The organism is Kitasatospora sp. NPDC032757 (assembly GCF_055579305.1).
Genome location: NZ_JBVINN010000044.1, coordinates 51802 through 73497 on the forward strand (window position 1 = coordinate 51802; position 21696 = coordinate 73497).

Annotated in this window: 14 protein-coding genes; 9 read left to right on the forward strand and 5 right to left on the reverse strand. The window is 74.6% G+C overall.

Going from position 1 to position 21696, the window contains the following annotated elements; all coding sequences use genetic code 11:
• Positions 1–68 precede the first annotated feature (68 nt).
• The gene (locus ACZ5WK_RS33495) at positions 69–1289 is read right to left on the reverse strand and encodes a glycosyltransferase (RefSeq protein ID WP_465553201.1); all 1221 of its coding nucleotides are present in this window, start codon (positions 1287–1289) and stop codon (positions 69–71) included.
• A gap of 148 nt (positions 1290–1437) precedes the next feature.
• The gene (locus ACZ5WK_RS33500; protein WP_465553203.1) at positions 1438–2439 is read right to left on the reverse strand and encodes a GNAT family N-acetyltransferase; all 1002 of its coding nucleotides are present in this window, start codon (positions 2437–2439) and stop codon (positions 1438–1440) included.
• A gap of 127 nt (positions 2440–2566) precedes the next feature.
• Here ACZ5WK_RS33500 and ACZ5WK_RS33505 point away from each other — a divergent pair, with 127 nt between their 5' ends.
• Positions 2567–5281, forward strand: coding sequence for an AAA family ATPase (locus tag ACZ5WK_RS33505; RefSeq protein ID WP_465553205.1), 2715 nt, complete (start codon positions 2567–2569; stop codon positions 5279–5281).
• Between the two features lie 116 nt (positions 5282–5397).
• Positions 5398–5673 (forward strand): hypothetical protein, encoded by a 276-nt coding sequence (locus ACZ5WK_RS33510; RefSeq protein ID WP_465553207.1) that lies wholly within the window; start codon positions 5398–5400, stop codon positions 5671–5673.
• 419 nt (positions 5674–6092) lie between these two features.
• Here ACZ5WK_RS33510 and ACZ5WK_RS33515 read toward each other — a convergent pair whose 3' ends face one another.
• Positions 6093–6800, reverse strand: coding sequence for an ABC transporter ATP-binding protein (locus ACZ5WK_RS33515; protein ID WP_465553209.1), 708 nt, complete (start codon positions 6798–6800; stop codon positions 6093–6095).
• 325 nt (positions 6801–7125) lie between these two features.
• On the opposite strand from ACZ5WK_RS33515, the gene ACZ5WK_RS33520 reads away from it, so the two are divergent.
• From ACZ5WK_RS33520 to ACZ5WK_RS33530, 3 genes are all read left to right on the forward strand, one after another.
• Positions 7126–10482, forward strand: coding sequence for an FtsX-like permease family protein (locus ACZ5WK_RS33520; RefSeq protein WP_465553211.1), 3357 nt, complete (start codon positions 7126–7128; stop codon positions 10480–10482).
• The gene (locus tag ACZ5WK_RS33525; RefSeq protein ID WP_465553213.1) at positions 10479–13430 is read left to right on the forward strand and encodes a hypothetical protein; all 2952 of its coding nucleotides are present in this window, start codon (positions 10479–10481) and stop codon (positions 13428–13430) included. The genes ACZ5WK_RS33520 and ACZ5WK_RS33525 overlap by 4 nt, the downstream gene beginning before the upstream one ends.
• Positions 13431–13626: 196 nt before the next feature.
• Positions 13627–14619, forward strand: coding sequence for an ABC transporter ATP-binding protein (locus tag ACZ5WK_RS33530; protein ID WP_465553215.1), 993 nt, complete (start codon positions 13627–13629; stop codon positions 14617–14619).
• 89 nt (positions 14620–14708) lie between these two features.
• On the opposite strand, the gene ACZ5WK_RS33535 is transcribed toward ACZ5WK_RS33530, so the two are convergent.
• Positions 14709–14921 (reverse strand): hypothetical protein, encoded by a 213-nt coding sequence (locus ACZ5WK_RS33535; RefSeq protein ID WP_465553217.1) that lies wholly within the window; start codon positions 14919–14921, stop codon positions 14709–14711.
• Positions 14922–15180: 259 nt separating this feature from the next.
• The gene (locus tag ACZ5WK_RS33540) at positions 15181–16800 is read right to left on the reverse strand and encodes an AMP-binding protein (RefSeq protein WP_465553219.1); all 1620 of its coding nucleotides are present in this window, start codon (positions 16798–16800) and stop codon (positions 15181–15183) included.
• A 168-nt stretch (positions 16801–16968) separates the two neighbouring features.
• Here ACZ5WK_RS33540 and ACZ5WK_RS33545 point away from each other — a divergent pair, with 168 nt between their 5' ends.
• From ACZ5WK_RS33545 to ACZ5WK_RS33560, 4 genes are all read left to right on the forward strand, one after another.
• Positions 16969–17634, forward strand: a complete 666-nt coding sequence (locus ACZ5WK_RS33545) for an AAA family ATPase (protein ID WP_465553221.1) — start codon at positions 16969–16971, stop codon at positions 17632–17634.
• Between the two features lie 308 nt (positions 17635–17942).
• Complete coding sequence (locus ACZ5WK_RS33550; RefSeq protein WP_465553223.1) at positions 17943–18707, forward strand: thioesterase II family protein; 765 nt, start codon at positions 17943–17945, stop codon at positions 18705–18707.
• A 404-nt stretch (positions 18708–19111) separates the two neighbouring features.
• Complete coding sequence (locus ACZ5WK_RS33555; RefSeq protein WP_465553231.1) at positions 19112–20878, forward strand: S8 family peptidase; 1767 nt, start codon at positions 19112–19114, stop codon at positions 20876–20878.
• Positions 20879–21077: 199 nt separating this feature from the next.
• Positions 21078–21419 carry a hypothetical protein gene (locus ACZ5WK_RS33560; RefSeq protein ID WP_465553225.1) on the forward strand — a complete coding sequence of 114 codons (342 nt, stop codon included), beginning with the start codon at positions 21078–21080 and terminating at the stop codon, positions 21417–21419.
• Positions 21420–21696 lie beyond the last annotated feature (277 nt).

Here is a 21696-nt window from a genome sequence, read left to right on the forward strand (position 1 = left end):
GGCCGGCTCGCGAGCCGGGTGAGGCGTCGCGGGAGGCGCCGGGGGAGAGGCTCTGGAGGCGGCGGTCTCTACCGGCCGGCGGTGTCCAGCAGGAGGTGTGCGGCGACCGTCGCCCCGTCGGTGCGGAAGGAGGCGGCCACGGCGGCTGCTCGTGTGAGGGTCTCGGGGGTGAGGGCCGTCCGGAGTGCGGCCGACAGGGATTCGACGCTCGGGGTCGGGCCGTCGTGGGCCGCGCCGATGCCCAGGGCGGCCACCCGGCCGGCGAAGTAGGGCTGGTCCGCCCCCTGGGGGACGACGACCTGGGGAACGCCGGCCCAGGTGGCCGTCGTCGTGGTGCCCGCGCCGCCGTGGTGCACGACGGCGGCCGCCCGGCGGAACAGGGCCTGGTGGTTGACCTCGCCGACGGCGAAGCAGTCGCCCCGGCCGTCGATCACGTCCAGGTCGGCCCAGCCCCGGGAGACGACCGCGCGCCGGCCCTGCGCGCGGATCGCCTCGATGGTCACCCGGGCGACGTCCTTCGGGTCGCGCATGGGAATGCTGCCGAAGCCCACGTACACCGGCGCTTCGCCGGCGTCCAGGAACGCCACCAGATCGGCGGGGAGCGGGCGTTCGTCGGGAATGACCCACGCACCGGTCTGCACGACGTCGAGGTCCGCCGGCCGCTGCCACGGGGCCAGGACCGGGTCCGTGGCCAGCCACGGCCGGTCGGTGAAGACATGGTCGCGGACGTTGTCCAACGGCGCCAGGCCGATCGACGCGCGGTGGGTGTTGACCGCCTCACCGAACACCTCCAGCGCGTCCCGGGCGTCCTGCTCCCACAAGACCCGGTTGTCGGTCACGTCCGGCGGGAGCGGCCGGCCCGGCCGCGGCATCGGCGGGTGGTGCGGCGACGGCAGGCTGACCGGCTGGTAACTCACGTACACGTAGCGGACGCCCAGCTTCTCGGCCGCCGACCTCACACCCGCCACGGCCGGCACGAGGCCGGTCGCCACCAGCACGTCACACCCTTCGCCCGCCGCCATGGCCCTGTCGTGGAACGCGGCGACCAACTCGGCCGCGCGCCGGGGCACGCCCCCCGGCGACGGCGGCGTCTTCCCGGTCACCAGATCGCGCACCGACCGGCCCGTCGGCACCATCTCCACGCCCACCACGGCCAGCCGCTTCGCGAACTCCTCGTCAGGCGGCGCGCACACCCGCACTTCCGCACCGAGTTCCCGCAACCGCACCGCGAGTCCCACCAGCGGCTCGACGCCCCCGCGCGAATCATAGGCCGACAACAACACACGCATTTCGTACTCCCAATTTCCGCGGATTCCGGGCTCGGCCGGAGAATCCGCACGGTCAAGGTGTGACGTCCTGGACAGGACCGAAGGTTCGGGGTCGCACCGCGCTCAGGAGGTCGGCGTGCGCGGGCGGACGTTCGTCTCTGCGAACGGATCAGACGGTGGGCAGGTCGAGCTGGTATTCGTGCGTGCGTCGGTAGGGGCGGAAACCGAGCCGCCGGTTGACCGCGAGCATGTGCACGTTGTCCTCGGCGTTGTCGGTCTCGATCTCGGCGATTCCGGGGTGCTCGGCGCGCAGTCGGCACAGCATGGCGGCCTTGACCCACAGGCCCAGGCCATGGCCGCGGTGCGCGGGCACGACCGCGGTGTCGTACTGCAGGGCCTTCGGTGGCGTGCCCTGGGGGAGCACGATCTCGGTGTAGCCGGCCATGGTGCCGTCGTCGTGGACGGCGGCGAGCGTGAGCAGTGTGTCGCCGCGGTCGGCCACGACCTTCGCCATGGTGCGGACGCGGTCGGCGTCCCAGCGCAGGGTCCCGTAGTCCAGATCCCCGACGGGCATGTCGTTCATCGCGGTCTTGGCCGCGGCGAAGGCGTCGGCGAGGTCGTCGGGGACCGTACCGGTCCAGCCGGTCAGCCGGTAGCCGGGGTGCGAGGCCTCGCTGATCTCGCCGATCCAGGCCTCGTCCAGCTGGTCCAGGCGCAGCATCAGGTGATCGAGCGTCAGAGCGCGACGGAAACCCCACCGTTCACAGAAGGCCTCGCCCGGGCCGTCGGCCGCGGCCTCGACGATCAGGCTGCGCCGGCTCTCGGTACGACAGGCCGCCACGACCGCCGACAGCAGGCGTGAGCCGGTTCCCCGGCGGCGGTGCACGGGATCGACGTGGAGCTGGAGTTCGGCCAGGTGGTCCCTGCCGGGAGCGGTGAACAGGCGCAGGGCCCCGACGCCGACCACGGCACCGTCCGGTCCGCCGGCCAGCCAGGTGAGCCGGTGGCTGTCGAGGCCGGGCTTGGTGAGCTGGGCGTGGATCTGTCCGGGCGCGGGGGGCGGCACACCGGGCAGATCGTGGGTCATGGAGGCGGCGATGACGCGATGCCAGGCGGCGGCGTCGGTGACCGAGATGCGGTGCAGCGGGGTGAGGTGGACCTGCTCGGGCACGGCGGCGGCTCCTGGAGTCGAGTGGATCGAACAGGTGCAACGCTAGGGAGTCCGGCGGTCGGTCACATCGGTCGGTGCGACTTAACGCGAAGATCGGAAGATCGAAAAAGTTAGGTACGGTTACCCCATGCTGTACGGGCGTGTGGGGGAGCAGGACCAGATCGACCGGATGCTTTCGAGCGCCCGTGCGGGGGCGAGCGGCGCGCTGGTGATCCATGGTGAGGCCGGGATCGGCAAAACGGCGCTGCTGGAGCACGCCGCCGAGGCCGCAGGTGCCGGGCGGGTGCTGCGGACCGTCGGCATCGAGTCGGAGATGGAGCTGGCCTTCGGCGGCCTGCACCAGCTGTTGCGGCCCCTCACCGACCACCTCGACCGGCTGCCCGAACCCCAGGCGGCCGCGCTCAGGTCGGCGTTCGGCCTGACCGGCGAGGCGGTGCGCAACCGGTTCACCGTGGGCCTGGCGGTGCTCACGACGCTGTCGGAGGCCGCGGGCGACGAACCGCTGCTGTGCCTGGTCGACGACGCCCAGTGGCTGGACCAGGCATCCCTGGACGCGTTGACGTTCGCCGCCCGCAGGCTCCATGCCGAGGGCGTGGTGATGCTGTTCGCGGTCCGCGACGGCGCCCGCGGAACGCAGATCACCGGCCTGCCGAGGCTGCGGCTGGAAGGCCTCGCCCCCGCCGCCGTCGACGCGCTGCTCACCGCTCGCATCGCGGACCTGTCCCCGTACGCCAGGGACCAGATCATCGAGCAGGCGTGCGGCAACCCGCTGGCCCTCCTGGAACTGCCCGCAGCGCTGACCCCGGAGCAGCGCGCCGGCCAGCTGAATCCGGTGACGCTCCCGACGGGCCTGTCCTCACCCTCCAACCGGATCCAGGAGGCCTTCCAGGAGCAGATCCGCCGCCTGCCCGACGCCACGCGCGCCATGCTGCTGGTGGCGGCCGCCGACGACAGCGGCGACCTCGGCCTCGTCCTGCGGGCATCGGCCGGCTCGGGCGCCGTACTGGAGGACCTGGAACCGGCCGAACGCGCCACCCTCGTCCGGCTCACCGAGAACACCCTGTCCTTCCGGCACCCGCTGATCAGATCGGCCACCTACCAGGACGCCGCCCTGGCCCGGCGCTTCGCCGCCCACCGGGCGCTGGCCGCCGAGCTGGCAGGCGAGCAGCACGCGGACCGGCGGGCCTGGCACCTGGCCGCCGCCACGACCGGCGTCGACGAGCAGGTCGCCGACGAGATGGACGACGTCGCGCAGCGGGCCGGAGGACGGGAGGGCACGGCCTCCGCCTCGGCCGCCTTCGAACGCGCCGCCCAGCTCACCGCCGTTCCGGCCCGGCGTGCCCGGCGACTGGCGGCCGCGGCCATCACCTCCGCCGAGGCCGGGCAGTTCCACCGCACCGCGGCCCTCACCGACCGCATCAACGCACTCGCCCTGGACCCCGCGATGCTCGCCGACTTCGCCCGGGTCCGGGCGATCGTCGAGCTGGACCACGGGTCGCCGGGCCGGGCCGCCCGCATCCTGATCGAATGCGCGGACCGGATCGGCTCCGGCCCCGATCTCGAGCCTGTGCTGACCGAGGCCGTCCAGACGGCGCACTCGTCGGGCGACCGGGAGCTCATCGCCGAGGTCGCCGCCCGGCTTCCCGCTTCGCCGGACTACGCGGTGGCGAGGGCCCTGACCGACCTGCACGGCGCCGGCCCCCACCTCCCCGTCCCGCAAGCCCCGGCCGCAGACACCGGATTCGCCGAACGGATCCTGGCCGGGACGTACGGGCAGCTCCTCGCCGACCACGCGACCGCTCACGAGGTCGCCGTCGCGTGCGTGCGCGACTGCCGGGCCCAGGACGTGGTCGGCTGGCTGCACACCGCGCTGCACCTGCTCGCCCAGGCAGAGCTGTCCATGGGGCTGCACGAGGAGGCCTACGCTGCCGCCGCCGAGGGGCTCACCATCGCCGAGCACTACGGCCGCAACCACCGCGCGAGCTACCTGCGCGCAACCCTGGCCACGCTGGCCGCCATCGAAGGCGATCGGGAGCGATGCCACAGCCTGGTCGAGGCGGCCCTGGACTACGCCGACGCCCACGCAATCGAGCTGGCCGCCGCCCACGCGCTCCGCGCCCAGGGCCTGCTCGACCTCGGCCTCGGCCAGGCGGAGCGAGCCCTGGAGCACCTGGAAGCGGCGAGGACCCGGGTGAACCACCCGATGCTGTCGGTCTTCCTCCTGCCCGACCTCATCGAGGCCGCGGTACGCGCCGGGCAGCGGGAGCGGCTCGAGGAGCCCTTGGCGCTGATGGAGGAGTGGGCGGTGGCCGCACGCCGCCCCGCGGCAACCGCCCTCGCCCGCCGCTGCGAGGCGCTGACCAGCCCCGACGAGGAGGCCGAGCAGCTCTTCGAAACCGCCCTGCGCCTCCATGACGACGGCGCCCAGCCCCTGGAGAAGGCCCGGACCGAGCTGCTCTACGGGGAGTGGCTCCGCCGCGCCCGCCGCCGTTCCGACGCCCGCCGCCACCTTCGCGCCGCGCTGGAGGCGTTCGAGAAACTCAACGCCCGGCCGTGGGCGCACCGGGCCCGCACCGAACTGCAGGCCAGCGGCGAGACCATCGACCAGGCCGGTCAGCCGGGCGTGCTGCTCGGCCGGCTCAGCCCCCAGGAACGCGAAGTCGTACGGCTCGCCGCGACCGGCGCCACCAACCGCGAAATCGCCTCCCAGCTCTTCCTGAGCCCCCGCACGGTCGGCCACCACCTCTACCGGGCCTTCCCCAAACTCGGCGTCAGCTCCCGCGCCGACCTCCCCCGGCTCCTCGGTCAAGGTCAACCGCAGACCGGTGGGGAGTGCTGGTGACCCCCGCTCGGCGGTGACCGCGGGTTCCGGCGGGTGCTGTCGAGCGGCCGGGGCCGGGGCCGGGGCCGGGGGCGGTCCGGGATGCGGCCGGTGCCGGTGGGGCGCAGGGTCGAGGTATGAGCGGAGTGGTCGTACTGGTCGAGCTGGAGCCGTCCACGGAGGTGCTGGACGCGGGCGAGGTGGACGTGGGCGCCCGCGTCCGGTGGGTGCACGCGGCGCCGCCCGACCCGGACGTGCCGGACGACCCGGGCCCGGTCACGTTCTGCGGGATCGACACCGGTGACCTCGAACGGGAGACCTACCAGCCGGCCCGTCCGGGCGATCCCTGGTACCCGCCGTCGCAGCGCACCCGCCGCTGCCGGGAGTGCGAGGCCGCGCTCAAGGCGCTCTGACGGGCCCGGCCGGGCGCCGGTGACCCGAGGACGGGCCGGTCGCCGGGGCCGCGCGCGATGGCGTCCGACCGTGTCCGAGCGCCTTCGACCGCGCTTGATCGCGGTGGGTCCGGCCGGCGCGCCCGGTCGCCCGGCCCGGGGCGGCGGGGCACCGAACCGACCGCCGCGGGGTTGCCTCCCCGGCCCGCCTCTCCGGCCGGGCCGGCGTGTCCCCGCGTGCAGCTCCGGTGTGCCCGCGGGGCCGGACCGGGGTGCCCGATCGGGTAGACCTGGCACGCCCGGAGGCCGCACCGCGGCCCTGCCCCGATGCCGCCGGCGCCGCCCGCGCACCGCGTGCGGGGCAATCCGCGCCCCCGGACCCGCGCCCCGCCGACCCGGGCCGGGCACTCCGTTCCGGGTGCTCCGCGCCCCCGCCCGGCTCAGTCCTCCTCGACCAGCCTGCCGTCGCGGAGCTCGACCACCCGGTCGGCCAGCGCCATCAGGGTCTGGTCGTGGGTGGCGACCAGGGCGGTGACGCCCTCGCTGCGGACGACGGCGCGCAACAACTGCATGATCGAACGGCCGGTCTCGGAGTCCAGCTGGCCGGTGGGCTCGTCCGCGATGATCAGGTCCGGCTCGTTGGCGAGCGCGCGGGCGATGGCCACGCGCTGCTGCTGCCCGCCGGAGAGCTCGCCGGGCCGCTGGTTGGCGTGGTCGGTGAGCCCGACCAGGGCCAGCAGGGTGCGCGCCCGCTCCTCGCGCTGTGCGGCGGGCACCTTGCGCAGGCGCATCGGCACTCCGACGTTCTCGGCGGCGGTGAGTACCGGGATCAGGCCGAACGACTGGAAGACGAAGCCGATCCGGTCCCGGCGCATCGCGAGCCGCCCGTCCTCGTCCAGGCCGGCCAGGTCGGTACCGTCGAGGGCGACCGTCCCGCCGCTGGGGCTGTCGAGGCCGCCGACCAGATTGAGCAGGGTGGTCTTGCCGGAGCCCGACCGGCCTTTCAGGGCGGTGAGTTCGCCGCGGCCGAGTGAGAACGAGACGCCGCGCAGCGCGTGCACCGTCCGCTCGCCGGTGCCGAAACTGCGCCGGAGATCGGTGACGGCCACCATGGGAGCGGTGACGGTGCCGGCCGGTTGCTGGGTCATACGGCGTCCCCCTGGGTGTTCTTCGAGCCTTCCTCGACGGGCGCGGCCGGGCGGTGAAGTGCTCTTTCATGAGGTGTTCATGGCGAGAATTTCTGATGAGCTGACGGGCCCTCGCATCGGAAGGAACTATCGATGTACCGCCAACGTCGAGAATTTGCTCACTACTTACATGATTCGCGCAAGTCCCTTCCGTTCATGGATCGAATCTGACAGCATCGTCCGCTATCCGGTGATCAATCGCCGGTGATCACGTAGCGGTCAGCGACAGGCGTCCATCCCGTGGCAGAGGTGTGCCCGGACAGGTGAGAGCTGCGCGGAGACCGGAATGTACTGGGGGAGGAACGGGATGCTCGGCTTCGTCGTGCGCCGTCTGCGCGGGCGACTGCCGTTGGCCGCCGCGGTCCTGCTCACGGTGTTGATCACCACGGCAGTGCTCACGGCGCTGGTGGCGTTCAACCGCACCGTAGGGGAGGCCGGGCTGCGCCAGGCGCTCCAGGGGCCCGCCTGGTCGAGGACCACGGTGCTGGTCAGCGCCGACCACGGGTTCGACAAGCGGCCCAAGGACGATGCGGCGGTGGGTGTTTACGCCGGACAGCTCTTCGGTGACCTGCCGGTGCGCACCGAGTCCGTGGCCCGCAGCCGCTCCTACGGCCTCCCGGACACGGCCGCTGCCCAGCCGGGCGTCAACTCCGGTGCCCAGCCGGGCGCCAACTCCGGTGCCCAGCCGGGCGCCAACTCCGGTGCCCAGCCGGAGAAGGGTCCCGGCAAGCCGCCCGAGCTCACCGTGCTCGCCGCGCTCGACCACGACCGCGTCACCCTGCTCTCCGGCGGCTGGCCGGCCGCAGCCGCCGGCACCGGCAAGGGCGCGGTGGAGGCCGCCGTCCCGCAGACCTCGCTGGCCCGTCTGGGCCTCACCGCCGCGATGCTGCCCGCCGAGGTCCGGTTGGAGGACCGCCTCGACGGCTCGCCGTTCGTCGTGCGCGTCACGGGCGTCTACCGCGCCGCCGACCCCGGCGACCCGTACTGGTCGCTGGACCCGCTCGGCGGCCGCGAGATCCAGGTCGGCGGCTTCACCACCTACGGCCCGCTGCTGGTCGACGACAGCCTCTTCACCACCGCCCGCCTGCCGCAGAACGGACGCAGCTGGCTGCTGGGCGCGGACTTCACCGGCGTCCACAGCTCCGGCGCCGGCGCGATCCGGGACCGTGCCGAGGGCCTCGGTGCCGACCTGAAGAAGGCCACCGGCCTCCAGGTCCGGACCGAACTCCCGGACGTTCTGCGCGAATTGGACTCCAGCGCGCTGGTCTCCCGCTCCACCCTGCTGATCGGCGCCCTCCAACTGACCGTCCTGGCCGCCGCGGTGCTGCTGCTGGTGGTCCATCTGATGGCCGCCCGTCAGGAGAGCGAGAACGCGCTGCTGGCCGCTCGCGGAGCCTCCGGTGCCCGCCTCGGTGTGTTCACCGCCGCCGAGTCGCTGCTGCTGGCCCTCCCCGCGGCGCTGCTCGCCCCCCTGCTCACCCCCCTCCTGCTGCACCTGCTCGCCGGCTACGGACCGCTCGCCCGGGTGCCGCTGGACACCGGTCTGCGCTGGACGCTCTGGCCCGTCGCGGCCGTCTGCGCCCTCGCCTGTGTCGTGGTCACCACCGCCCCCGCCGTGCTGCGCGGCGCCGCCGGTGCCGCGATGCGCCGGGCCGGAAAGCGCCAGGCGCTGGTCGCCGGCGCGGTCCGCTCCGGCGCCGACCTCGCGGTGGTCGGTCTCGCGGGCCTCGCCTACTACCAACTGGCCCAGTACAACGGAGGTCTGTCCGCGGACGCCACCGGCCGGCTCGGCCTCGACCCGGTGCTGATCGCCGCGCCGACGCTGGCCCTGTGCGCGGGCACCCTGTTGGTGCTGCGGCTGCTCCCGTTCGCCGCCCGCCTCGGCGGCCGGATGGCCGCCCGCGGCCGGGGCCTGGTGCCCGCGCTGGCCGGCTGGCAGCTGGCCCGCCGCCCCGGCCGGGCCGCCGGCCCCGTCCTGCTGCTGGTGCTGGCGGTCTCCACCGGTGTGCTGGCGCTCGGCCAGCACTCCACCTGGTCCGCCTCCCAGCGCGACCAGGCCGACTACGCGACCGCCGGCGGCCTGAGGATCTCCGGCTCGCCGCTGGCCCCGATGGGCCAGGCGGGCCGGTACGGGGACCTTCCCGGCGGCGACCGGCTGATACCCGTGATCCGTCAGGAGTCCACGCTGCCGAACGGCGCCGTCGGGCAGCTGCTCGCCCTCGACAGCGCCGCCTTCGCCGAGCGCGTCCCGGTCCGCTCCGACCTGCTCGACGGACAGAGCCGCCGCGAGCTGTTCGTGCCCCTCGCCGAGCCCGCGCCCACCGGGGCACAGGCCGGCCTGCCGCTGCCCGGCCGGCCCCAGCGGATCGACGTCGATGTCACGGTGACGTCGGCGAAGCCGACCGACGAGCACCCGGACGTGTGGCTGCTGCTGCGTGACCGGTTCGGCAGCACCTACCGGGCGCCGCTGGCCGGCGTTCCCGCCACCGGTGACGCCCTCGCCACCGTCGACCTCGCGGCGCTCACCGGCGCCCCGGTGGGTTCGGCCGGCGCGCCGCTGACCCTGGCCGGCCTGGTCGTCGTCCACGGCTGGGACCAGCGGCTGCCGCCGACCGTCACGCTCACCGGTGAGCTGACCGTCCGCCGGGTCGGCGTCTCCGACACCGCGGGCGGGCCGGCGACCGCTGTTCCCCTCCCGGCCGGCCTCGACTGGACCACCGTCGCCCCCGCCGGGGCGGCCAAGCCCAGCGGCACGGTCGTCCCGGCGCGCGCCGGGGAGCAGCAGGTGCTCAAGGTCGGCTACCGGGGGGAGGGGATGGTCTCGCAGGTCACTGTCCTCCCCGCCGGTGCCCCGGTCCCGCAGAGCGTCTCGGGCGTCGCCACCCACGCCTACCTGACCGCCGTCGGCGCGGCGGTCGGCGACACCGTCCAGGTGCCGTTCGGTGACATCTCCCTGCCGGTCAAGGTCACCGGTGCCGTCGGGTCGCTGCCCGTCGTCGGCGACACCGCGCTCGCCGTCGACCTGCCCACCACCGGACGCCTGTTCGCGGCCGGCGGCCGGCAACTGCCGTCGACCCGCGAATGGTGGCTGCCCGCCGCCGGCCCCGGCGACCCGGTGCCCGCCGCGGCCGCGGCCAGGCTGCGCGCCGAGCCCGGCGGACAGAAGCTGCTGCTGAACGACCAGGTCGCCGCCGACCTGCTCGCCGACCCGCTCAGCGCCGCCCCGCAGAGCGCGCTCGCCGCGATCGCCCTGGTCAGCACCGTCCTCGCCGCGATCGGCTTCGCCGCCGCCTCGGCCGCCTCCGCCCGTGAACGCACGGGGGAGTTCACCGTGCTGCTGGCCCTCGGCGCGCCCAGGCGCTGGCTGGTCCGGACCGTCACCGCCGAACAGGGCGTCCTGGTCGGTCTCGGCAGCGTCGTCGGACTCGCCCTGGGAACCCTGACCGTCCACCTGGTGGTGCCGCTCGTGGTGCTCACCCCGGCCGCCCGCCGGCCGGTGCCCGAAGTCCTGGTCGGCCTGCCGCTCGGCTGGGCCGCCCTGCTCGCGGCCACGATCACCGCCGTCGCCCTGTTGTCGGCCCTGCTCACCGGACGCCGTCGTCGAGACGTGGCCGCGCGGCTGCGGCACGTGGAGGAGATGTGACCACCCCGGCCGGCACCCGTACGCAGCCCCGCCCCACCGGCCCCGGGCCGACGGCCGAACACCGCCCCGCCCCCTGGGTGCGGACCAGGCTGCGCTCGGCGGCCCCCGCCGCCCTGCTCGCCGCCGCGCTCGCCTTCGGCACCGTCTTCCTCGCCGCCGCGTTCCCGCGTGCCGTCGACCGGGGGACGGACGCCGCGCTGCACGAGTACCTGAACGGCCGCGGTCCGGCCTGGACCAGCATGCTCGCCACCTCGGCGCGCAGCTACGACGCGGCCGATCTCGACCGGGTGGCGGAGAAGCTCGGCGCCTATCCGAACGAGACGTTCGGCTTCGACACGGCCGGTCAGGTGTACGGCTCGCGCAGCAACCGGCCGCGCATGCTCTTCAACGAAGGGCTCTCCCGGCCCGAGGAGGTGCCGCCCAGGGCCGACCTGCTCTACCTGCACGGCCTCACCGACCACGCCACCCTGGTGGCCGGCCACTGGCCCGGCCCCGCCGCCGACACCGGAGCGATCCCGATCGCGGTCAGCCGGTCCGCCGCCGACACCATCGGCATCCACCTCGGAGACGTCCTCGACGCCGGGGCTGGGTCCGCCGTCGGCGATCGGCCGGCCGAGCGTCACCTGGCCGAGGTGGTAGGCCTCTACACGGCCAACGACCCGAACGACCCCTTCTGGGCCGAGCAGCCCTGCCCGGAGAAGGCCTGCCTGGTGGGCGGCCCCAAGTACTACTGGAAGACCGCCGGGGTGATCGACGTCGGCTCGCGGGGCCGGCTCGACGCCTGGGGTCAGGGCGCGAAGGACTTCTGGCGGCTGCCCGTCGACATCGCCGCCCTGCGTGCCGACCGGCTGCAGCGGACCACCGAGGAGATCTCCTCGTACGTGTCGGGCCCCACCAGCATCCAGCTGCGGACCCGGACCGGCCGGCAGGACCTCCAGCTCGGCTCGCCCCTTCCCCAGCTGTTCCAGCAGGCCACCGCGCGCCGCGACGCCGCCGCGCCGCTCGCCGCGATCGGCCCGGCAGGCCTGGCCGGCGTCGCCGCCGTGGTCCTCCTGCTGGCCGCAGCTCTCACCTTCGACCGCCGCAACGGTGAACTCCAGCTGCTCCGGGCCCGCGGCGGTTCGCGCGGCGGGGTGCAACGGCGCCTGCTCGGCGAGGGAGCGGTGACCGTCCTGCCCGCGGCCGCGGCCGCGACGGTGCTCGCCCTCGTCCTGCTGCCGACCGCGCGCTGGACGGGCGCCGTGGTGGCCGCCCTGGCCGCCACCCTGCTGGCGCTGCTGAGCTTCCCCGTCCGTGCGGCCCTGCTCTGGGCGGCAGCGCGACGGAAGAGCGGACGGCGCCGGCTGGTCGGCGAACTCCTCGTCCTCGCCGTCACCGTCGCCGCGGTGCTGGAGGTCCGGCGCCGCGGTGTCGTCCCGCCCGGGGAGGGCCTGGACCCGGTCCTGGTCGCGGCCCCGCTGCTGATCGCCCTCACCGGCGGCCTGCTGCTCGCCCGGCTGCAGCCGGTCCTGGTCGGCGGGCTCGCCCGGCTGACCGGCCGCGGCCCCGGGCTGATCGGCTTCCTCGGCCTGGCCCGTGCGGCCCGCGGCACCGGCGGCCGGCCGCGCCCGTCCGTGCTGCCGCTGCTCGCGCTGATGCTCGCCGTCACCACGGCCGGCTTCGGGTCCACCGTCCTCGACGCGGTGGACGGTGCCCGGCTGCACGCGGCCCGGCAGACGGTGGGCGGCGACGCGGTCGTCGCCGCACCGGTCGGCAGCGCGCTGCCGCCGAGCCTGACCGAGGCCGCGACCGCGCTGCCCGGGGTCACGACGGGCACCACCGTCTGGTGGGAGAGCGAGGTGTTCCTCCTCGGCACCGACAACGGGTCCACCCGGGTCAGCGTGCTGGCCGTCGACCCCCAGGCGTACGCCGAGCTGTCCCGGACCGTCGGGCGCGGCGAGTTCGACCCGGCCGTCCTCGCGGGCGGGGGCGACGGGATCGACGCGCCCCTGCCGGCCCTGTTCAGTTCCGAAGTCGCGGCCGGTGCGGGTGACGGGAGCCACCGCCTGCGGATGTCCAACGGCCGGGAACTCCTCGCGACGAAGGTCGGCACCATCGGCGGCACACCTGCGCTGGAGGAGTCGACCCGGCGGTTCGTCGTCGTGCCGGCCGGTCCTGCTGCCTCCGGGGTCCCCCAGATCGGCAGGCCCAACCTCTGGTTCGGCATCGGCGACGTGGACGAGCGGAAGCTGACGGCAGTGGTGCGGGAGCACGGCCCGCAGGGTGCGGTCGACGACCTGATCGCCGGCCGGCCGGGCGGCGGTGCGGCGGCGTCCCAGGCCCCGGGCACCCCGGCCACCGCCCCGGCCTCCGCATCAGGCCCGGCCTCGGCATCCGCCTCCACCACGCCGCCGGCGTCGCCCGGCCCTCCGCAGGCGGGCCAGGTGCCGGCGAGCGCAGGGTCGGACAGCCTGCCGCCCGGTTACGTGGTGCACACCAGCGCCACCCGGGAGGCGGAGCTGGCCGACGACCCGCTCCAGAAGTCAGCCGGCCGGCTGTTCTGGGCCTCCGTGATCGGCGCCGCCGGGTTCGCCCTGCTCGCCGTCCTGCTGACGCTGCTGCGGGCCGCCCCCGAACGCGTCGCCCTGCTCGCCCGCCTGCGCACCATGGGCCTGCGCCCCCGGCAGGGCCTGGCGTTGATCATCGCCGAGACGCTGCCGCAGACCCTGATCGCGGCGGTCGGCGGCGGACTGTCCGCGCTCGCCGCGGCCGCGCTGCTCGGACCGGCGATCGACCTGTCCGCCCTGGTCGGCGCCCCGGTCCGGGTGGGCCTGCAACCCGCCGTGCTACCGGTGCTGGTGCAAGTACTCGGTCTGGCCGGCCTGGTCTGCGCCGGGGTGCTCGCCGAGGCGCTGATCTCCGGCCGGCGCCAGATCGCCACCGAACTGCGAGTGGGGGACCAGCAGTGACCGCCCACCGGACAGCCCGGACAGCCCGGACAGCCTGGTCGGGTCGGCCGGGCCGGTCGACCCGACCGTTCGACAGAGCAAGCAACAGGACGAGCAGCACCATCGGCGGCACGAGCGGTACGAGCGGCACGGGAATCGGCTCGTGGCAACCGCGAGCAGGAGCGCACCCAGGCGCAGCGGCGACAGGAGACCAGCGGTGAACAGCGCCCCCCAGAACGAGGCGGTCGGCCAGGCCCCCACCTTCCAGGAACTGCGGGACCGGGCACTTGCCGCCGCCGCGCCGAAGGCCTACGGTGCGGGCGCCGCGATCGTCTGCGACCGCCTGGTGCGCATCTTCAGTGCCCAGGGTGTCGAGGTGCAGGCGCTCCAGGGCCTGGAGCTGACGATCCAGCAGGGCGATCTGGTGGCCCTGGTCGGAGCCTCCGGCAGCGGCAAGTCCACCCTGCTCACCATCCTCGCGGGGCTCGACGTGCCGACGGCCGGTACTGCCACGGTGGCCGGTCGCGATCTGTTGGAGATGTCCGCCCGCGAGCGCCTGCGCTATCGCCGGGAGGTGGTCGGCTTCATCTGGCAGCAGACCGCCCGGAACCTGCTGCCCTTCCTGACCGCCGCCCAGAACATCGCCCTGCCCATGCAACTGCGCGGCCGCAAGGGCGGGTCGGCGGGCCGGGCGAACCAGCAGGCGGCCCGGGTCGCCGAGCTGCTGGAGGCCATGGACCTCGGCGACCTCGCCCACCGGCGTCCCGCCGAGATGTCCGGCGGCCAGCAGCAGCGGGTGGCCATCGCCGTCGCGATGGCCAACAATCCGCCGGTGCTGCTCGCCGACGAGCCGACCGGTGAGCTCGACTCCGAGACCGGGGCCGGCATCTTCGAGGCGTTCCGCACCGTCAACCGCGAACTCGGTGCCACCGTCGTCATCGTCACCCACGATCCGATGGTCGCGGGCGAGGTGCGTCGCACGGTGGCCATCCGGGACGGGCGGACCAGCAGCGAGGTGCTGCGCCGCACCGTCACCGACGAGCACGGCGAGGAGTCGATCAACGAGCGCGAGTACGTGATGCTGGACCGGACCGGCCGCGTGCAGCTGCCGGTCAAGTTCCTGGAGGCCCTCGGCATGGAGCACCGGGTCGCGGTGGACCTCGGCGCCGACCACATCGCCGTCCGCCCGGACGACCTCACCGGGCACTGAGCGGGGCGGCGCGGGCCCAAGGGCCGTCGTCGGCCGGCCGGAGGCCTCGGGCACCGGGTACCTGGCGCCGGTCGCCGGGCCTCGGGCGGTCAGCTCTCGTCGGTGGTCCGCCGGATCAGTCCGCTGCGCTCGGCATCCTCCCGGACGGTGTCCCGCGGCGTACCGCCGTCGCCGGGGTCTCTGCGGTCGCCGGGGCCGGTGCGGTCGCCCCGGGCGGCGGCGGTGCAGAGCGCGAAGACGAGCAGGGCGCTGGCCGCCACGGCGAGGATGCCGAGGGCGGTCAGGACGCGGAGCCAGGTCACGGAAGGTGCCTCCAAGGGGGCGGCGCGACGGGACGGCGCGGGCGGGGCGGTGCCGGCGGGCGGGGCGGTGCCGGTGACACCGCCGGTGCGGACCGCGCGGGCGTGGACGGGTACGAAGGGAGTGCCGTCGGAGATATCGGCAGACCGGCCCGTACGGTCGAGCGTCCACGGGCGGTTCCGCCGCCCGCCCGCCGTGCGCCTGCGGCCACCCGCCGCGCGGGCGGGCGCGCACGCGGGCGCGGGAAGCTCACGGGGCACGTCACCCCTGGCCGCACGCCCCTGCCCCTGCCGGGCCCACGGCCCCCTCCGTGCCCGCCGCACTCTCCGCGCCCACCGCCCCGGCGTCCGGGAGCAGCGCCCGCAGGGCCGCGACGTCCGGTTTCCCGGTCTCGCCCAGCGGAAGGCCCGGCAGCAGCAGGATCGTCGACGGATCACAGAGCGGGCCGCTCCGCTCCCGCACCCACCGGTGCAACTGCTGCTCCGTCACCCCGGCCCCGGGCACCGTGGTCACCGCGGCGTGCACCCGCTCCAGCCGGTCCCGGCCGGTGGTCGCGAACATCACCGCCTCCCGCACCGCCGGGTGCGCGAGCAGCGGCACCTCGACATCACGGGGGAAGACGTTGTGCGCGTCCACGATCGCCATCGCGCCCTGCCGCCCGGCCACCGTCAGATACCCCGACCGGTCCAGACTGCCCACGTCCCCGGTGTGCAGCCAGCCGTCCCGCAGCACCCGCGCCGTCAGCTCCGGGTTCCGCCAGTAGCCGGCCATCGCCGTCGGCGTCCGGACGCAGATCTCACCGGTCCGGCCCGGCGGCAGCGGCGTGCCGTCCTCGTCCACGATCCGGACCTCGGTGTCCGGGAACGGCCGCCCGGCCGTGGTCAGCAGCCGCGGGTCGAGGTGCTCGTCCGGCGTCAGCCGGGTGACCGGCCCGCACTCCGTCAGGCTGTACGTCTGCTGCAGCACCCGCCCCAGCCGTCGCGTCGCCTCCGCCAGCCGCTCCGGCGCCGCCGGACACCCCGTGTACGTGACCCGCCGCAGGCTGCCGGTGTCCGTCCGGGCCAGCGCCGGATGGTCCAGCACCCGGTACAGCAGATGCGGCGGCAGGTACACCCGCGAGACCCGGTACCGCTCGACCGCCGCCAGCACCGCCTCCGCCTCGAAGCCGTCCTGCAGCACCACCGTGCCGCCCGCCGCCAGCGCCAGATCGGCCGTGGTGCCGCCGCCGTGGCAGAGCGCCGTACAGAGCAGAAAGGTGGACGACGCCACCAGCGCGGGCCGCGGCGGGCGCGCGAACCGGCGCAACACCCCCTTCGGGCGGCCGGTCGTGCCACCGGTGAACCGGACCGCCATCACATCGTCCGGCCGGTACCCGGGCGCGAGCGGGGCCGGGGAGAGCGGCGCGGCCTCGGCGAGCAGATCCGCCCCGAGCGGAGTCGGGCCGAGCGCCAGGGGCAGAACCGACGGCAGCGCCGCGACGACCTGCTGCGCCGCCGCGCCGTACCGCCGCGGGTCGAACACCAACGCCGCCGTCTGTGCGTCCTCGGCCATCGCGACCTGCTCCGCCACCGGGCGGTCGGTGTACAGCATCGCCACCCGGCAGCCGATCAGATTGGCCGCCAGTCGCACCAGCACCGTCTCCGGCCGGTTCCCGGCCAGCACCGTCACCCCGTCGCCGCGCCCGAGACCGGTGGCGGCCAGCGCCCGCGCCAGCCGGTGGACGCCCTCCAGACACTCCCGCGCCGTCAACGACGCCTCTCCGAACCGGATCGCCACCCGCCCCGGATCGCGCGCCAGCCCGGCCAGCACCAGCCCGGTGTACGTCGCCACCCCGGGCCCCGCCTCCAGGCCCGATCCCGTCGTCGCCAACGTTCCCGCCACGCCGTCCCGCCCTCCTCCACGCCGGCCCGACACCTGACGGACCATCACATAACGCCCCCACCTTAGGGCGTGTCCGCCGGCAGTCCGCACCACAGGACCGGCTGACCGACGGCCGCGCGGAGGTTGTTATCGTTCCGGGTCGGGCAGAAGCGGGGAAGAGTGAACAACATGGACAGGCCGACCACGCCGGGCGGGCAAGCCGTGGTACGGCAGGAGGCGCAGGCAGCGATGGAACCGCGGGGCCTGGTGGACCTCCGGGGCGAGGCCGGCGCACCCTTCACCGTCCACTACCCGCCGGACGCCGTCGTGGTCGTCTCCGGCCTGCCCGGCAGCGGCAAGAGCACCCTGCTGCGCCGCTGGTCGGCCCAGGCCGGCGCGGCCGCCACCGTCGACCCCCGGGCCGTCCACGAGGCCTGCGAGGCGGTGATGCCGGCGGCCCTTCCGTACGCGGTGTACCGGCCGTGGGCCCGGCTGGAGCACGTCCGCCTGCTGCGCGCCTCGGTCCGCCGGGGCGGGCCGGTGCTGGTGCACGACTGCGGCAGCCGGGCCTGGATGCGTCGCTGGCTCTCCCGCACGACCGCCCGCCAGGGCCGCGAACTCCACCTCGTCCTGCTGGACGTCGGAGCCGCCACCGCCCTCGCCGGCCAGCGCGAACGCGGCCGCTGGGCCCCGAGCCGCACCTTCGCCAAGCACCGCCGAGGCCTCGACCGCCTCCTCGCGGCGCTCACCCGGCACGCGCGTGGCGCCGCCCCGAACCCGACGCCCGAGGCCGCCTCCGTCCTCCTCCTCGACCGCGCCTCCCGCGGCCGCGCCGACGTGAGCTTCGGCCGGTAGCGGCGGGCCGGTAGGGGCGGCTCCCGCCGGCCACCGTGTGCGGCACCGCGCGCGAGGACCAGGCACCTGTGCGTCCTGGGCGGGCGAGCCGTGCACCCGCCGCCCGTCACGCCTCCCGGGTGGCCTTCGCGGCGGTCCGGGTCCCCGGGCCGGACGGGGGAGGAGGATGAGGGGCAGTACGGGGCGCGGGGCGTGTGACCGGGTGCTCGGGAGCACACGGGGCACGGGGGCACTGGTGGACCGGGGAGCCTGGTGGGGACACTGGGATCAGTGCAACAGCTGAACAGTACTCAGAGAGGTCGTCCCGCATGCCCGGCAGCAACACCGTCACCGAGAGCTCCTGGTTCCGCCGCTTCCACCCCGTCGACACGGCGCCAACACGGCTTGTCCTCTTTCCGCACGCCGGCGGCTCGGCGAGCTACTTCATCGACTACTCCGCAGCCCTGTCGCCGTACGCCGACGTGCTCGCGGTGCAGTACCCCGGCCGCCAGAACCGGTTCGCCGAGCCCACGATCGACTCGATCGACGGGCTGGCGGACCGGATCTACGAGGCCCTGCGGCCCTGGGCCGACCGGCCGCTGACCTTCTTCGGGCACAGCATGGGCTCGGTCGTCTGCTTCGAGGTGGCCCGCCGCTTCGAGGCGGACGGCCTCAACGGCTCGGCCGGGCCGGTGCACCTGTTCGTCTCCGGTGGCCGCGCGCCCTCCCTGCCGCGGGGCACCGCCGTCCACCGGCTGCCCGACGACGAGCTGCTCGGCGAGCTGGCCCGGCTCGGTGGCACGGACCGACAGGTCCTCGACAACCCGGAGTTGCGTGAGTTCATCCTGCCGTCGCTGCGCAGCGACTACACCGCGGTGGAGACGTACCGGTGCGAGCCGGACGCCGTCGTGTCGCGGCCGATCACGGCGCTGACCGGGGACGCGGACCCGCGCACCTCCCTCGCGCAGGCCGGTGACTGGGCCCGCCACACCACCGCCGCCTTCGACCTGCGGGTCTTCCCGGGCGGCCACTTCTACCTGGCCGACCAGCGCACCGCGGTGGTGGAGCTGCTGGCAGCCCACCTGCAGGCGTGACGGTCTGCAGGCCCGGTGGGCCTTCAGTCCTGGTGGTCCGCAGCCTCGATGGCCTCCGGCCCTGGTGGTCCGCAGCCCCGATGGCCTCCGGCCCTGATGGTCTCCAGCCCTGATGGGATACGCCCCTTCCCTCCCGGTCTTCCGCGCGGGGGGAGTGGGCGACATCAAAAGTTGACACGCTTGTGACAAGCTGTCATGCGTAAAGCCTTCCCCAAGAGTGCATGGTTCTGGCATGTTGCGTTCAAACACCCGTGCGATCCCCTCACGCACGGGCCGAACGGAGGACGCACGTGTCACCCCTGATATCCCGCCGGCTCGGCCGCCCGGCCGCCGCCCTCGCCGCGCTCGCCGCCACGGCGCTGGCCGCCCCCGGCACGCTGGCCGCCGCCGCCCCCACGACGGCCCTGACCCCCGACGCCGTCGGAGCCCCGGTGGCCGTACCCGCCGTACCCGCCGTACCCGCCGCACCGGCCGGACTCGCCGCAGCTGCCGCCGCCCCGGCCACAGCCCAGCAGGCCCTCGCCGGCTGGGCGGCCGGGACCCGCTCCTACCTGGTGATCAGCGCGCCCGCCGACACCGCCGCCGCCAAAGCCGCCGTCACCGCCAAGGGCGGCACGGTCTTCGCGAGTTACGACGCGATCGGCGTGACCGTCGCCCACTCGACCAACGCCGGGTTCGCCGCCGCACTGCGCGGTGTCGCCGGCATCCAGCAGGTCGGCGCGACCCGCACCTCCGACGTCCCGGCCGACGCGTACAGCCCCGCGCTGCCCGCCAACCCGGCCCAGGCCGCCACCACGCTCACCGAGTCCAACCGCTGGGACATGACCCAGATCAAGGCCGACCAGGCCTGGGCCGTGACCACCGGCTCGCCCACCGTCAAGGTCGGCGTGCTCGACACCGGCGTCGACGACCAGCACCAGGACCTCGCACCGAACTTCGACGCCGCCGACTCCGTCTCCTGCGCCTACGGCAAGCCCGACGCCCGCACCGGCGCCTGGCGCGACGTGGACACCCACGGCACCCACGTCGCCGGCACCATCGCGGCCGCCAAGAACGGCAAGGGCGTCATCGGCGTCGCGCCCGGCGTGAAGATCGCCTCGGTCCGGATCGCCGAGCCGACCAGCACCCTCTTCTACGCCGAGAACACCGTCTGCGGCTTCGTCTGGGCCGGCGACCACGGCTTCAAGGTGACCAACAACAGCTACTACACCGACCCGTGGCAGTTCAACTGCCCGAACGACGCCGACCAGGCGGCCCTCATCGAGGGCGTCAAGCGCGCCCAGGAGTACGCCGAGGGCAAGGGCTCGCTGCAGGTCGCGGCGGCCGGCAACTCGAACTACGACCTGGCCAACAAGACGACCGACTCGGAGAGTCCGAACGACTCGACGCCGGTCACCCGGACCATCAGCAACGCCTGCCTCGACATCCCCACCGAACTTCCCGGCGTGGTGACCGTCGCTGCCACGGGCAGCGGCAGCGGCAAGGCCTCCTACTCCAACTTCGGCAAGGGCGTCATCGACGTCGCCGCACCGGGCGGGGACGGCGCCACCGGCGTCTACTCCACCCTGCCCGGCGGCAAGTACGGCACCAAGAGCGGTACCTCGATGGCCTCCCCGCACGTCACCGGTGTGGCCGCGCTGATCGCGAGCGCCGACCCGACGCTCACCCCGGCCGGCATCCGGGCCCGCCTGGCCACCCAGGCGGGCGACCTGGCCTGCCCCGCCTCGGACGGCCGCTGCACCGGCACCACCGCGAACAACGCGTTCTTCGGCGAGGGCCAGGTCGACGCGCTGAAGGCGGTCGGCGGCACGACCACGCCGCCGACCGGCACGTACTTCGAGAACCTGACCGACGCGGCGATCACCGACAACGCCACCGTGGAGAGCCCGATCGCCGTCACCGGCGTGACCGGCAACGCCCCCGCCGCCCTCAAGGTCGGCGTGGACATCAAGCACACCTACCGCGGTGACCTCGTCCTCTCCCTGGTCGCCCCCGACGGCACGGTCTACGTCCTGGAGGACTTCGCGAACAACGACAGCGCCGACAACGTCGCCAAGACCTACACCGTCAACGCCTCGGCGAGCGCGGCGAACGGCACCTGGAAGCTCCGCGTGAAGGACGGCGCCTCCGGTGACACCGGCACGATCGACGCCTGGAACCTCACCTTCTGACGGTGCCACACCGACCGCCCGTGCTCCGCTGCCCGCCGGGCGGACCGGAAACCACGCCCCCGCCGCCCGGGCGACCACCCCGGGCGGCGGGGGACGGCGGCGTTGGACCGTTGAGCCGTGTGGCTGACGCTCCGCGGAGCGGCGTCCTCGGCCGGATAACCGCGCGACGTCAGCCCGACAGCCATGGCAGGCTGCGGACATGCCAGCAGAGCTGAGAGAACACGCCGGCCGTCACTACGCCGTCCTGTCCTTCTACGCGGGACCTGACGACGCCTGGACCCTGGAGCTGAGCGAGGCCGTGCCGGCGCCGGCAGCGTGGGCCGAGATCCCCGGTCGGCCGACTCATGTGCACGGGGTCGGCTTTCTGGCGGCGTTCGTCCCCGACGAGGATCCGACTCTGGAGCCGACCGTCCACATCCACAGCCATGACGAGCACGTCATCCCGTACGAGATCATGCGCTGGTTCATGGAGCAGGTCACCGAGCAGGTCGAACGCTGCCGGGCTGCCTACGCGCAGGAGGATCCTGAAGCAGCGGAATGATCTCGGCATGGCCGGTGTGATCACGGCGTCGGAGCCGTCTTGGACGGCCCCGCCAGGCCGCACAGTCCGGGTCGGCTACCGATGGGCGAGACTGCCGTGCCACCGTCAAAGATCGACGGGGCGGCCCTTACTGATCATCGGATACCTCCGTGGATACCCCCGGCTTCAGCCGGGGGAGGAAGCGGATCTCCCGCGTAGCGGGTCAGGGGAAGCCGTATTGCCGTCAAGGCGATACGGCGTTGCGGTAGGTAACTACTTGTCACGTGGTCACAAGCAG

Coding starts and splice junctions, on each gene's coding strand:
- ACZ5WK_RS33495 (WP_465553201.1), bottom strand. CDS start 1,289: ATGCGTGTGTTGTTGTCGGCCTATGATTCGCGCGGGGGCGTCGAGCCG.
- ACZ5WK_RS33505 (WP_465553205.1), top strand. CDS start 2,567: ATGCTGTACGGGCGTGTGGGGGAGCAGGACCAGATCGACCGGATGCTT.
- ACZ5WK_RS33510 (WP_465553207.1), top strand. CDS start 5,398: ATGAGCGGAGTGGTCGTACTGGTCGAGCTGGAGCCGTCCACGGAGGTG.
- ACZ5WK_RS33515 (WP_465553209.1), bottom strand. CDS start 6,800: ATGACCCAGCAACCGGCCGGCACCGTCACCGCTCCCATGGTGGCCGTC.
- ACZ5WK_RS33520 (WP_465553211.1), top strand. CDS start 7,126: ATGTACTGGGGGAGGAACGGGATGCTCGGCTTCGTCGTGCGCCGTCTG.
- ACZ5WK_RS33545 (WP_465553221.1), top strand. CDS start 16,969: ATGGACAGGCCGACCACGCCGGGCGGGCAAGCCGTGGTACGGCAGGAG.
- ACZ5WK_RS33550 (WP_465553223.1), top strand. CDS start 17,943: ATGCCCGGCAGCAACACCGTCACCGAGAGCTCCTGGTTCCGCCGCTTC.
- ACZ5WK_RS33560 (WP_465553225.1), top strand. CDS start 21,078: ATGCCAGCAGAGCTGAGAGAACACGCCGGCCGTCACTACGCCGTCCTG.